Genomic DNA, 12880 nt, shown 5'->3' on the forward strand with positions numbered 1-12880 from the left:
GAGTGAGAAGGGATCGTCGGGCAAATCGCCCTGACGGTCCCTTTACATGTGTTCACCCCGCTCGGAAAAATCCGAAAGCTGCCGCGAACCCGAAGGCTGCTTGCGGCGAATGTTGGATTGGACGGTTTTCGCATACTCCGTCGGCGTCATGCCGGTCGCCCGCTTGAAGCATTTTGAAAAATAATGGACGCTGCTGTAGCCCAGCTTTTGCGCGATTTCCGTATAATTGTACGATTCCTCGCGGATGGCCTCCTTCGCTTCGTCGATTTTCAACAAGCTGAAGTAGTGCATGATGCCGATTCCCATCGCCTGCTTGAAGAGCACCTTCAACTGGGTTTTGCTGATGAAGAACTGCTCGCTAATCTCGTCGAGCGTCAAGTTCGCGGCCACGTTTCGTTTCATGTAGCCGACGATGTCTTCGATCAGCTTGCCTTTCTGATTCTCCCCTGCCGCCATCAACGCTTTCAGCGCCCCGGCTGGAGCGACGGCATTAACGCGGCGCAGCAGCTTGATCAGGAACAGCTCCAGATACGCGATGATCATATGCTCGCAGCCGAAAGGAGCTTGCTTGTTTGTGCCCAGTTGCGGATAAAACAACGTGTCGATCGGCGGGTCGAACGCTTCGAAGCCTTCCTTCAGCAGCTCCGTCAGGATGTACAATTCGTCTTTCTCCAGACGAAACAGCCGGTTGCCAAGCTGGGACATGCACGGAGCGGAAGCGTCGAACGTTACGATCATCACATTGGTCGCCGTTTTGGCTCCTCCGGAGTGAAAGGCGTTCGGCTCGTAGAAGATCAGGTCGCCTTGGGTCAGCTCAATGCGGCAGCCGTCCAAAAACAGTTCAAGCGCCCCTTTGTCCACATACAGCATTTCCCAGAAGTCGTGCTTTTCCCCGGTGCTGTAAAAGCTTTTGGACAGCTCGTAGTAGTGGAACGTGTACAGCCGGTCGATCGAAAACTCCCGCTGCAGCTCGTACCGGCTCCGCCCTTCGATCACGCGTTCTTTCGCCGTTTCCGTCATACGACCCCACCACTCGTTTAGTAACGTTCGAGTCGATTTTATCACGGCGGTCAAATGGTGGGCAATCGCTTGGGGGCTACTAGCATTTGTTACCCTCCGGAAATATCTCCTCCGCCAGCATGGCATTCCTTATCGTAAAACATGTAATTTTGTCGTAAATATGCAGGAATCAGGTGTATGTTGTCGAATGTAATTCTTCTTGTATATGACGCTGGTTTCGCTAATAAACGGTGCACTGGGGACAGCGTCAAAATGGATGGACTCAAGGAGGGATTCAACTCATTTTTGGGAATGAAACTTTTTTTACTTTGCTATCGAGGAGAAACCCGTCATGAACGACAGTAGACAATGGAGACACGCAGAAAATAATTTGTACCAGATATTCGCCCGAATTAAAAGATCTGTTGCGCTTATCGCGCTTTTGGCAATTGTCTTGAGCGTAGGCGGCTACCCGATTCCCGTGTCAGCCGCCGGGCTTCCGAATCCTCCGGCAGCAACAGGCGGGGAAGAGAGTGTAAGCGTCAGCGGTTTCACCGCGGGGGCGACTCTGAAGCTTTACTTGACCAATGGCATCCTGATCGCGACAGCGCCGAGTGTGACAGATGCGACGTATACTTTCACGGGTGTGGTGCCGAACAGTCTCGATTTCTATGCCACTCAGACCGTAGCCAGCGATGAAAGCTGGAACTCCAATTTTGTCCCGGTTAGCCTGAGAACCCCATCGGCAACGGCAGGAATTGGATACGTGGACGTAAGCAACGTGCTGACCGGCGCACTGGTGAAGCTGTACGAAGAGAACGGGAGCCTGATCTCCGATTCTCCGTCCGATCAAGGCGGCGGCGTATGGCGGTTTAGCGGTTTGACCGCCCGGAAGACCTATTATGCGATTCAAAGCATCAACGGCGTAAGCAGCACGAACAGCAGTTTCGTGACGGTACAGCCGGACATTCCGGATTCCCCTGCAGCGACAGGCGGCGAGGAGAGTATCAGCGTCAGCGGTTTCACTGCGGGCGCAACCTTGAAGCTGTACTTGACCAATGGCACGTTGGTAGCGACAGCGACGAGTGTAACGGGAGCGACTTACGCGTTCACCGGTGTGGTGCCGAACAGTCTTGGTTTTTATGCCACACAGACGGTAGGCGGCGAGGAGAGCGAGAACTCCGCTTTTGTCGGCGTTACGTTAAGGGTGCCTTCGGCCTCGGCGGGGCTTGATTACGTGGACGTAAGCAACGTGCTGAGCGGCGCAACGGTGAAGCTGCACGAAGAGAACGGGAGCCTGATCTCGGATTCCCCGTCCGATCAAGGCAGCGGCGTATGGCGATTCAGCGGTTTGACCGCCCGGAAGACCTATTATGCGATTCAAAGCATCAACGGCGTAAGCAGCACGAACAGCAGTTTCGTGACGGTACAGCCGGACATTCCGGATTCCCCTGCAGCGACAGGCGGCGAGGAGAGTATCAGCGTCAGCGGTTTCACTGTGGGCGCAACCTTGAAGCTGTACTTGACCAATGGCTCGTTGGTAGCGACAGCGACGAGTGTAACGGGAGCGACTTACGCGTTCACCGGTGTGGTGCCGAACAGTCTTGGCTTTTATGCCACACAGACGGTAGGCGGCGAGGAGAGCGAGAACTCCGCTTTTGTCGGCGTTACGTTAAGGGTGCCTTCGGCCTCGGCGGGGCTTGATTACGTGGACGTAAGCAACGTGCTGAGCGGTGCAACGGTGAAGCTGCACGAAGAGAACGGGAGCCTGATCTCGGATTCCCCGTCCGATCAAGGCAGCGGCGTATGGCGATTCAGCGGCTTGACCGCCCGGAAGACCTACTATGTGGTTCAAAGCATCAACGGCGTAACCAGCGCGAACAGCAGTTTCGTGACGGTACAGCCGGACATTCCGGATTCCCCTGCAGCGACCGGCGGCGAGGAGAGTATCAGCATCAGCGGTTTCACTGCGGGCGCAACCTTGAAGCTGTACTTGACCAATGGCACGTTGGTAGCGACAGCGACGAGTGTAACGGGAGCGACTTACGCGTTCACCGGTGTGGTGCCGAACAGTCTCGGCTTTTATGCCACGCAGACGGTGGGCGGCGAGGAGAGCGAGAACTCCACCTTTGTCGGTGTGACTTTAAGGACCCCGACGGCTTCGGCTGGACTTGGTTTAGTCGATGTGAGCAACGTATTGTCAGGGGCCACGATCACACTATATGACACGGACGGGCATGTGATTTCGGACAGTCCTTCGGATCAGAGCGGCGGCGTATGGCGATTCAGCGGCCTGACAGCGGGCAATACGTATTATGTGATCCAGAGCATCCAGGGTGTGATCAGCGTGAATAGCAGCTTTGTGACGCTCCCATCAGTTCCGGGCGTACCGACGCATGTAACGGCGTCAGCCGGGGATCGGCAAGCCGTCGTCAGTTTTACACCTCCAGCCGACAATGGTGGAAGCACCATTACGGAGTATGAGGTCATTGCCTTGCCCGACAATATTAGAGTGAGCGGAACATCAAGCCCGATTTCGCTAACCGGCCTAACCAATGGAAAAAGGTATACATTCAAGGTGGCGGCTATCAATGCGGTCGGCCAAAGCGAATGGTCGGCGGAATCCAATGCCGTCTATCCGTTGGCTTCGTCCGAAGACGACGAAAGCTCCTCTGACGGCAGCGGCTCGGCAAGCGGCAAGGGCCCGGCCGGACAAACGGATTCGCCGGGAACCGCCAGCGTGAATGTACTCGTGAACGGTCGAGCCGAAAGTGCGGGTACGGCAACGGTGAAGGAAGTGAACGGCCGGCAAGTTCTGTCGATTGCTGTAGATGAGAACAAGCTGCGGCAGCGCCTGGAGAGCGAAGATCAGGGGGCCGTCATCACGGTTTCTGTGACAAATGCCAGCGACGTAGTTATCGCCGAGCTTAACGGCAGCATAGCCAAGCAAATGGAAATGAAACAAGCAATTTTCGTGCTTCGCACCGGTCAGGCTGCCTACACCATACCTGTACAGCAAATGAGCATAGATTCCATTGCACAGGAAATCGGGAAAGATGCCGACCTCCGGGATATCAGCATTCATATTGAAATTGCCGTGCCATCGGCAAATACGCTGCGTCTGGTTGAAACCGCGGCGGCAAAAGGGGAATGGCAGCTCGCCGCTCCTCCGCTTGAATTCAAAATCTATGCGGTGTACGGGGAGCGGACAGTTGAAGTCAGCCAATTCAATACGTATGTCGAACGCACCATCGTTATGCCGGACGGCACAAACCCGAATCGAATTACAACAGGTGTGGTTGTGGAACCGGACGGAACCGTCCGCCATGTGCCGACCAGGATTGGGGTTGTAGACGGGAGATATACGGCCAAAATCAACAGTTTGACCAACAGTACGTATTCGGTAATCTGGCATCCGCTGGAGTTTGCTGATGCAGGGAGTCACTGGGCCAAGGATCAGATTAACAATATGGGCTCACGGTTAATCGTTAACGGGACAGGCGACGGCGTATTCAGTCCCGACAAAAATATTACACGGGCCGAGTTTGCTGCGATTATAGTCCGGGGCCTGGGGTTGAAACCTGAGGACGGGTCTGCAGCTTTCTCGGATGTGCAGGCATCGGAGTGGTATAGCGGTGTGATCGGGACGGCGTATGCGTACGGCTTGATCAACGGCTTCGAGGACGGCACGTTCCGCCCGAACGAACGGATTACCCGTGAGCAAGCGATGGTCATTGTTTCGAAAGCGATGTCCATTACAGGACTGGCAGCGGATGCATCAGACGGTGCGCTATACGGGTTCACCGATGCTGCGGAGACTTCCGGCTGGGCGGCTCATGGCATTTCGGCAAGTATAGCGGCCGGAATTGTGACGGGGCGAGACGGAGGCCTGCTGGCGCCAAAAGCCTTCGTGACTCGTGCTGAGGTTGCGGTTATGGTGGAGCGGCTGTTAAAATCTTCGGATTTGATTTAGGTTATAAGAAACGAGCACAGGTTACCTTGGTAAATGCCGCTAGTACGGCGTAACAGGGTAACCTGTTTTTTTGGATATTTACATCCCTTTCGTTCTCACTCCAGCCGCCGCCCGTAAGCTTCAACCGGCGGAATGCCATGTCTCTGAAAATACGATTCATCGAGGAACACGCCGAAGCTCGTGATGGAACGAATGCCTTGTGATCTGTAATAGGCGATATCCCTGGCGGCTGCCGCTTCCTCGAATCGCAGTTTGCTTACCGGCTTCCGCCATCTGGACTGAAGCGAGACGTCCAGCCAATATTCCAGCACCTGTGCGTCCTCCGTACCGAAAATAGATAAATTGCGGGCAAGCGCCTGTTGGAATAACTCGTCGCCGGCCGCTCCCCGCGCTCCGGATTCATTCATCCGATGGATGCCGGGCCCCGCAATTTCGAGGAAAATCCCCTCATGCGGCCGGACTTTCGCCGGGGGCGATTCCAGTGTGGCCATGTAGGCGAGGTACGAGAGTTTGGCATGACGATCCACCGTCCGGACCGCTTCGAGAATCGCATTCATGACCAGCAGATTTTGATCGCTGTCCGAATACGTCCGGCAGCTCTCGCAGCGGCACCACGGCTTGTTGTCGTCCTGCCACATGTAATACCGGCCGGTCGTAGGCTGTAGCTTCCGGGCGAGCCGGATTGCATGATCCCTGACTACTTCGAGCGCATCTTCGCTGGACGGGCAAAAGTTGTCGTGCGGCGTTCTTTCTCCGCTCTCATCCATCCGAAACCAGTGAGGATGCCTCCGATAATATTCACCCGGCAGCAGCCAGCACATCGCATGCAGCTCGAATTCCAGCCCAATGCTCAGATTGTTTAACCGGTTAGCGAGCCTGAAACCTTCTGCGGATTCGAAAAAACGGATCATTGCATCGATTTTAGAGCGAATCTCCGGTTCGGGGCTCCAATTATGCAGTCCGAGCACGTTCAGATTCGCCTGATGCAGAAGGCCAGGCCACTCGTCGTGCAGGTCGTCCAAATCGAGTACGATCCCTCTTCTTTCGATCATTCGCCAGATCCCTCCTCAGGCGGTTTTCTGTCTCCATTATAGAGAGAGGACCCCTTTATCACATTCCATCCGTTCGGCAACCTATCTCATTTTTTTGGTATAATGGGAACACCAACAGACGACGTAACCGGGAGGGAAGGTATGCCCGTGAATCCGATCTATTTGACGGATTATCCGAACATGAACAGTTCGTTTCCGTTCAGTCTCAAAATCGAGAAGGTCGAGTCGGTCGTTCCGCATCGTCATGATTTTCTGGAGCTTATCCTGGTCCTGGAAGGCCGCGGCACCGAAACGATCAACGGACTTCAGCATCCGATGAAGCCGGGTACGCTGATCTTCCTGCTTCCGTATCAGTTTCATTCGATCCGGAGCGATCCCGGGTCGTGTCTGCATTTGTACATATGTAATTTTGATCTCGAACTGCTGTTCGATTCCAGGGAAGGGGATCAGGGACTGGCCGCGATCGTACTGGACGACTCTGACCGGCTCCCGCCGTATATTCAACTGAATGAACGGGAGATGGCGCAGGCAACAGGCCTATTCGACGATATGAGGCGGGAGGCGGCCGGGGACGAACGGATGCGCAGCATCCTGATCAAGTCCAAGCTGTTTGAGACGCTGGTATGGTTTGAACGGTGGAGATCCAGTCGGCATGTGGACGGTTCGGAGACCGCCTGTGATGGCAGGCAAGAATCCCCGTCCGCAAAGGCCGGCTTCTGGCAAATGATCCGTTACGTTCATAGGCATTACCGGGAAGAGCTGACGCTGGAGCGGTTAGCCCGGCAGTTTCATTACAACGCCTCCCACTTGAGCGAGTGCTTCAAGGTACGAACCGGGCAAAATTTCGTTCCCTTTGTGCAAGGACTGCGAATTCGTCATGCTTGCGGGCTTCTCGCCTCGACCGAGCTGCCGGTGTCGCGAATCGCCTACGAGGTCGGCTTCGGGTCGTTTCAGACGTTCTCCCGTTCTTTTCTGAAGTGGAAAGGAATGTCGCCGACCGATTATCGCAAACAGTCCCATATTCATTCGGCAGGCAGGAGTTGATTTCGATGTTTTTGCGAAGTCTTGAAGTGTTGAGAAACGCGCAAATCGATCCGGGCCAATATCCGTTCTCGATCCCGGCCGTGAATGCGCTGGAGCGGTTGTCGTTCCAATCGAACGTTACGTTTTTCGTAGGGGAGAACGGGTCGGGGAAGTCGACGATTCTCGAAGCGATAGCCTATCAATGCGGGTTCCATACGGCTGGCGGCGGCAAAAATAATCGATACGAGGTAGACGCTTCCCAATCCGCGCTGGGCGACCATATCCGGCTTTCCTGGATGCCGAAAATAACGAACGGCTTTTTTCTGCGGGCGGAGACGTTTTATCAGTTCGCCTCTCATCTGGATACGATGCCCGAAAGCTTGAGATATTACGGCGGTCGCTCCTTGCACAAGCAGTCGCACGGGGAAGCGTTCCTATCTCTCTTCCAGCATCGCTTCGGCAAGAAGGCGATTTATTTGCTGGACGAACCGGAGGCGGCGTTGTCGCCGGCCCGGCAGCTGGCGCTTATGCGCATCATGAAGGATCTGGAGAGTGAAGCCCAGTTTATTATCGCCACCCATTCTCCGGTGCTGCTCGGATACCCGGATGCGCAAATTTTGAATTTTGACGTTTTGCCGGTCTCGGAGATCCGGTATGAAGAGACGCTGCATTACATCATCACAAGGCGTTTTCTCGAGAACCGCGCCAGAGTGCTGGATGAATTATTCAATGATTGAAATGCTATAATGATAGTATCGGAATGAAACGGTAGTTGGCAAAGGGAAAGGGTAGTCGAACTATGAGTGCAGGGAATGCTTTTTTGGCCCGCAAGCAGCGGGAACTGGGCGTTGCCTTGAATGAAGTGCAGCAAAAGGCGGTTCTGCAGACGGAAGGCCCTCTGCTGCTGCTGGCATCGCCCGGATCGGGGAAAACGACGACGATTATTATGCGGATCGGCCATCTGATCGAAGGGAAAGGAGTAGACCCTTCCAGAATTAAGGCGGTCACGTTCAGCCGGGCATCGGCAAGCGATATGAAGGAACGGTTCAAACGGTTTTTCCCGAACCTCCCACCGGTCGACTTCTCGACGATTCATAGCCTTGCTTTTGAAGTGATGCGTATCTACTTGCACCGAAAAGGACTCCCGTTCCAGATCATAGAAGGCGACGTCGATCCGGAGGAGCAGGAGCAAGAGCCAGATCAGGGAGACCCCGGCGCAGAACATTTGCCGCTGCACAAGAAGATCATTTTACGGAGATTGTTCCAGACGATCAACGGGGAGAACATCACCGACGACCAGATGGATGAGCTAACGACCTATATCAGCTATATCAAAAACAAGATGATCCCCGGAGAACGGTGGAACGCCGTGAAGACCGACGTCAAGCAAGCCGAGCGTATTCTGCGCGAATACGAGGCGTTCAAACGCTCTAGCCGCCCGAAGCTGCTGGTTGATTACGACGACATGCTGACGATCGCTAACGAAGCGCTGGAGCGGGAGAAGGGGCTGCTTCGCAGCTATCAGCAGAAGTACGATTACGTGCTGACGGACGAAAGCCAGGATACGTCGGTCGTGCAGCATGCGATCATCGAGAAGCTGGTGAAGGGGCACGGCAACTTATGCGTGGTGGCGGACGACGACCAGTCGATCTACAGCTGGAGAGGGGCGGAGCCCTCGTATTTGCTTCAATTCAAGCGCGTGTATCCGAAGGCGGTTACGCTGCTGATGGAGCAAAATTACCGGTCGACCAAAGATATCGTGAGCGTGGCGAACCAGTTCATCAAGCGCAACAAAGACCGGTACAACAAAAACATGTTTACCCGAAACCCGGCAGGGAAGCCGATCCGGGTCCGGAGCCTGGCGCATTTCGCCGATCAGACCAAATATTTGGTACGGGAGATTCAGAAGGTGGAAACCTTGACGGAGGTGGCGGTGCTGTACCGCAACAATTCGTCCTCGATCCCGCTGATGAACGAGTTTGACCGGGCCGGTATTCCGTTTTATATGAAGGATGCGGACAACCGGTTTTTCTCGCATTGGGTCGTTGAAGATATTTTGAATTTCATGAGGATGACCTATACCGACAGGCGTCCCGAACTTCTGGAGAAAATCTACGCGAAGTTTAACGGATATATCACGAAGCAGCAGATGGCGGCCGTCAAAGCGTTCCATACCAACGAATCGGTATTCGATACGCTGCTTGATCGGGTTCAGTTAAATGAGTACCAGATCAAACCTTTGAAGGCAAGCCAAGAGACGTTTCGGCAAATGCGGGGGATGCCGCCGCGTCCGGCGATCCGAGTGATCCGCGAGCGGCTGGGGTACGAGAAAGCGCTGGAGAAGATGTGCGAGCGGCTCGGGTTCCGCAAGGAATATTTGCTGGGCATTCTGAACACGCTGGAGGAAATCGCCGATACGCTGCAAACGATGGAGGAATTCGCAAGCCGGCTTAAGTATTTGGAGTCGGTTCTGAAAACCGCGAAGTCGCGAAAGGGGCAAAATGCGGTCACCTTCTCGACCTTCCATAGTGCGAAGGGGCTGGAGTTCGAGCAGGTATATATGATCGATCTGGTGGAGGGCATCATCCCTTCGGCGGAAGATCTCAAAACCGGCTCGCCTGAGAGAGGCGCCTCTCTGATCGAGGAGGCCACCCGGCTGTTTTATGTCGGGATGACCCGGGCGAAGCAGCATCTGGAGCTTCTTACGTATAAGGAACGGGACACAGAGAAAACAACGGCGTCGCGTTTCGTCACTGCGGTCATGACCATCCTGAATCCTCCGAAGCCGCCTGCAACATTCGAAAGGAAACCGGCGGCTGCGTCTTCCGGGAGAGGGTATAAGCAGTCGCCCGGGCAAATGGGGGAACGATGGAATTCAGCGGTTCCGGAAGCTTTTAATCCGAACGCCATCACGAACCAAAAGGAGCTGGCCCCCGGTCTGGAAGTGAAGCATCGGGTGTTCGGGCGCGGTACGATTGTCAGGGTGAATCGGGAGCGGATTCATATCCGGTTCGAAAAAACCGAGAAGGCGCTCTCCATCGCAACTTGTCTGGAAAAACGGCTGTTGGAGCCGGTATAAAACGGATCGGAAGAGGGGGCGGATGCCTCCTCTTCTTTTTCCCCTTGGGGGCCTCGGGATGTCAGGAGTTGGACGGACGTTTTTCCTCCCGCTCCCGTTTCGCCTTCGCCAAATAGTTGACGCCGATAATCCCGGCTATAATCATGCCGGCGCCGATGGCGTGATAATAATGAAACGCCTCCTGCAGGAACACGATCCCGGCCATCACCGTAATGAGGGTAGCCAAATTGCTAAACACGCTCATTTGGGACGCGGGCAGCCGCGATAAGGCGAAGTTCGACAAGTAGGACGTCAAGAGAGAGGACAGCACCCCTAAATACAGGGCCGCAACGACGAAATCGGCGTGCAGGAAAGGCTGGAAAAACTGATGGACGGTGCCCCGAATCAGATGATCGGAGAGCGCCAGTACGTTAAACGTGATAAATCCGAAAAAAGACATCACATACGTTAAGGTAAATAAGGAATAACGCTGCGTCAGTCTTCTGGCCAGCACGTTGTACAGCGAGGCGACGACGGCCGACAGGGCGAGCAGTCCGCTTCCGAGTATGCTGCCGCTTGTGCCGGTTCCCGCACTGTTCATATACAAAATGTAAATGACGCCGAGCACGGACAGGCCGATCGCGATTTTTTGCCTCGGTGTGGAAGTCTCCTTTAATACAAGTCCCGCGAATACGAGAGTGAAAATCGGGACGGTCGCCAAAATAATGCCGGCCTCCGAAGAGGAGCTGTACAGCAAGCCGAATACTTGAAACGCAAAAAAGAGGACTGGATATAAAACCGCTAAAGGAGCGATCGTCCGCAAATCTGATTTCGTCACCCGTACGGATTGCTTCGTCGCGAGCAGCCAGACGGTGGCCGCCAGCCATGCGATCGAGAACCGGTGTGCCAGCGTATCGAGCGGTGAGGCGACGGTGAGCGTTTGTTTGACAAACAGGAAGGACAGGCCGATGATCATGGCGTACACGATCGCGGCGATGTAGGCATTTCGTTTCGCTGTCATGGGAAGTACCTCTTTTCGTAGTGGAGTGCGATACCCTCATTGTACCTGTTTTTAACGAGCCGTTCGCTATGGAAAATCGGAATCTGTACCGGTACAGAAAGAGGGATAAGAGGAGCGAAAGGCCACAGAAACGGTGAGGCGCGGACGCGGATAGAGGACGATTTTATAAAACATATTGAATAAATATTCATATTTATGTATATTAACTCTTAAATTCATTAACGGAAAGGAGTACGTCCATGCATAAGCAAATCGAAGAACGTTCATTGAACGCCTGGCCCGCCCTACAAACATTTCTGTACGACGGCTGGCTGCTGAGATTCGCGGACGGATACACGAAGAGATCCAATTCGATCCAGCCTCTGTATGCTCCGGAGATGCAATCCGGTTCTATAAGCGGGAAAGTGCGGCGGTGCGAGAGTCTGTACACCAGTGCGGGGTTGGATACGATTTTCAAAATAACTCCGTTCATTACTCCCGGCGACCTGGACCCGTTTCTGGAGGAACGCGGCTACGAGCGGGTTGATCCCACCAGCGTGAAGACGGCCCCGCTAACCGGCCTCAGGGAACCAAGCCTGCCGGAGATTCGCATCGAAGAAACGTTAAGCACGGACTGGCTGCGGACGATGGCGGCTTTTCAGCATTTGTCCGAGACGAATCAAGGCATCACGGCCCGGCTGCTGCAACCCTCTTGTTTGAAGAAAGGGTTTTTTACGCTCTACAAGGAAGGGAAGCCGGTTGCCTGCGGCCTTGGCGTGATCGAGCAGGGGGACATCGGATTGTATGATATCGTCACGAACCCGAATGAACGGAATAAAGGGTACGGGGAGCAGTTGATTCTGCACATGCTCCAATGGGCCAGGAGAGAGGGCGCTGCAAGGTGCTATCTGCTCGTGGTGCAGCAAAATCTACCGGCGGTTCGGCTATACGAGAAGCTGAACTTTCAGGAAATCTACACGTACTGGTACAGGGTGAAGAAGCGCACGGACCTGCCGCAAGTATCGGATTGAGATTGCGATCCCTGTCAATAAACCCGGCGGCGGCAGGTTCATCACGGAGTTCGCTGGGCCGCGGAAAGCAGGGCTGACAAGACCGGAGGCATGCAAACGTAGTTATTTTCGGGTATACATAATCGTCTGTTTTTATGGTATGCTTCACGATATAGCGGATTATTCGCAAAAAAAAGCATCGCAGCGGGGGGAGCCGGACAAGCACGGTCTTGAGCCGGAACGTACCTCCCGAAGCGGTGTAAGCGAGATTAGAAGCGGAGGCATGTGGCGTGCGGGCAATGATGAAGGAATTTAAACAGTTCGCTCTCAAAGGGAATATTATGGAGCTGGCGATCGGGGTCATTATCGGGGGAGCGTTCGGCAAAATTGTGGCCTCTCTTGTTAACGATCTGTTGATGCCGTTGCTCGGACTGTTGCTCGGAGGGCTTGATGTATCGGCACTCCATTTCAAATTTGGCGGAGCGGAATTGAAGTATGGCGCGTTTCTGCAGACGGTCATCGATTTCGTGATCGTAGCGTTCTCGATCTTTATGTTCATCAAAGGACTCAGCCTGCTCAAGCGCAAGGAAGAGGAGAAGCCGGCTGCGCCGCCGGCCCCGTCCAAGGAGGAGCAGTTGCTCGCCGAGATCCGGGACTTGCTTAAAGAGCAGCGTCAGGACCCGGGCAATCGCTCTTGAATCAGGTTCGACGAGCAACGTGTGCCGCTAAGCTTAGCGTCAGGCGAACGTTAAAAGAGGTCTTTCG

9 protein-coding genes are annotated in these 12880 nt (G+C 54.5%); 6 read left to right on the forward strand and 3 right to left on the reverse strand.

The genetic code is table 11. The features are described from left to right. Positions 1-42: 42 nt before the first annotated feature. A complete protein-coding gene (locus IDH45_RS29615) occupies positions 43-1020 on the reverse strand; it encodes an AraC family transcriptional regulator (RefSeq protein ID WP_190931760.1) in 978 nt (325 codons plus the stop codon). A 331-nt stretch (positions 1021-1351) separates the two neighbouring features. On the opposite strand from IDH45_RS29615, the gene IDH45_RS29620 reads away from it, so the two are divergent. After that, positions 1352-4972, forward strand: coding sequence for an S-layer homology domain-containing protein (locus tag IDH45_RS29620; protein ID WP_190931761.1), 3621 nt, complete (start codon positions 1352-1354; stop codon positions 4970-4972). Between the two features lie 95 nt (positions 4973-5067). Here the strand turns inward: IDH45_RS29620 and IDH45_RS29625 are convergent, their stop codons facing one another. Then, complete coding sequence (locus tag IDH45_RS29625; RefSeq protein WP_190931762.1) at positions 5068-6024, reverse strand: DUF4838 domain-containing protein; 957 nt, start codon at positions 6022-6024, stop codon at positions 5068-5070. A gap of 141 nt (positions 6025-6165) precedes the next feature. Between IDH45_RS29625 and IDH45_RS29630 the strand changes: the two genes are divergently transcribed. From IDH45_RS29630 to IDH45_RS29640, 3 genes are all read left to right on the forward strand, one after another. Next, positions 6166-7068: an AraC family transcriptional regulator gene (locus IDH45_RS29630; RefSeq protein ID WP_190931763.1), complete on the forward strand. Its 903-nt coding sequence runs from the start codon at positions 6166-6168 to the stop codon at positions 7066-7068. 5 nt (positions 7069-7073) lie between these two features. Then, positions 7074-7784: an AAA family ATPase gene (locus tag IDH45_RS29635; RefSeq protein ID WP_190931764.1), complete on the forward strand. Its 711-nt coding sequence runs from the start codon at positions 7074-7076 to the stop codon at positions 7782-7784. Positions 7785-7846: 62 nt separating this feature from the next. Further along, a complete protein-coding gene (locus tag IDH45_RS29640) occupies positions 7847-10126 on the forward strand; it encodes an ATP-dependent helicase (protein ID WP_190931765.1) in 2280 nt (759 codons plus the stop codon). A 61-nt stretch (positions 10127-10187) separates the two neighbouring features. Here the strand turns inward: IDH45_RS29640 and IDH45_RS29645 are convergent, their stop codons facing one another. After that, positions 10188-11126, reverse strand: a complete 939-nt coding sequence (locus IDH45_RS29645) for a DMT family transporter (protein ID WP_190931766.1) — start codon at positions 11124-11126, stop codon at positions 10188-10190. A 239-nt stretch (positions 11127-11365) separates the two neighbouring features. Here IDH45_RS29645 and IDH45_RS29650 point away from each other — a divergent pair, with 239 nt between their 5' ends. Further along, positions 11366-12136 (forward strand): GNAT family N-acetyltransferase, encoded by a 771-nt coding sequence (locus IDH45_RS29650; RefSeq protein WP_190931767.1) that lies wholly within the window; start codon positions 11366-11368, stop codon positions 12134-12136. Positions 12137-12414: 278 nt separating this feature from the next. Further along, a complete protein-coding gene (mscL, locus tag IDH45_RS29655) occupies positions 12415-12813 on the forward strand; it encodes a large conductance mechanosensitive channel protein MscL (RefSeq protein WP_190931795.1) in 399 nt (132 codons plus the stop codon). The last annotated feature ends 67 nt before the right edge of the window (positions 12814-12880 follow it).

It is taken from the genome of Paenibacillus oceani, assembly GCF_014705615.1.
GTDB classification, from domain to species: Bacteria; Bacillota; Bacilli; order Paenibacillales; family NBRC-103111; genus Paenibacillus_AB; species Paenibacillus_AB oceani.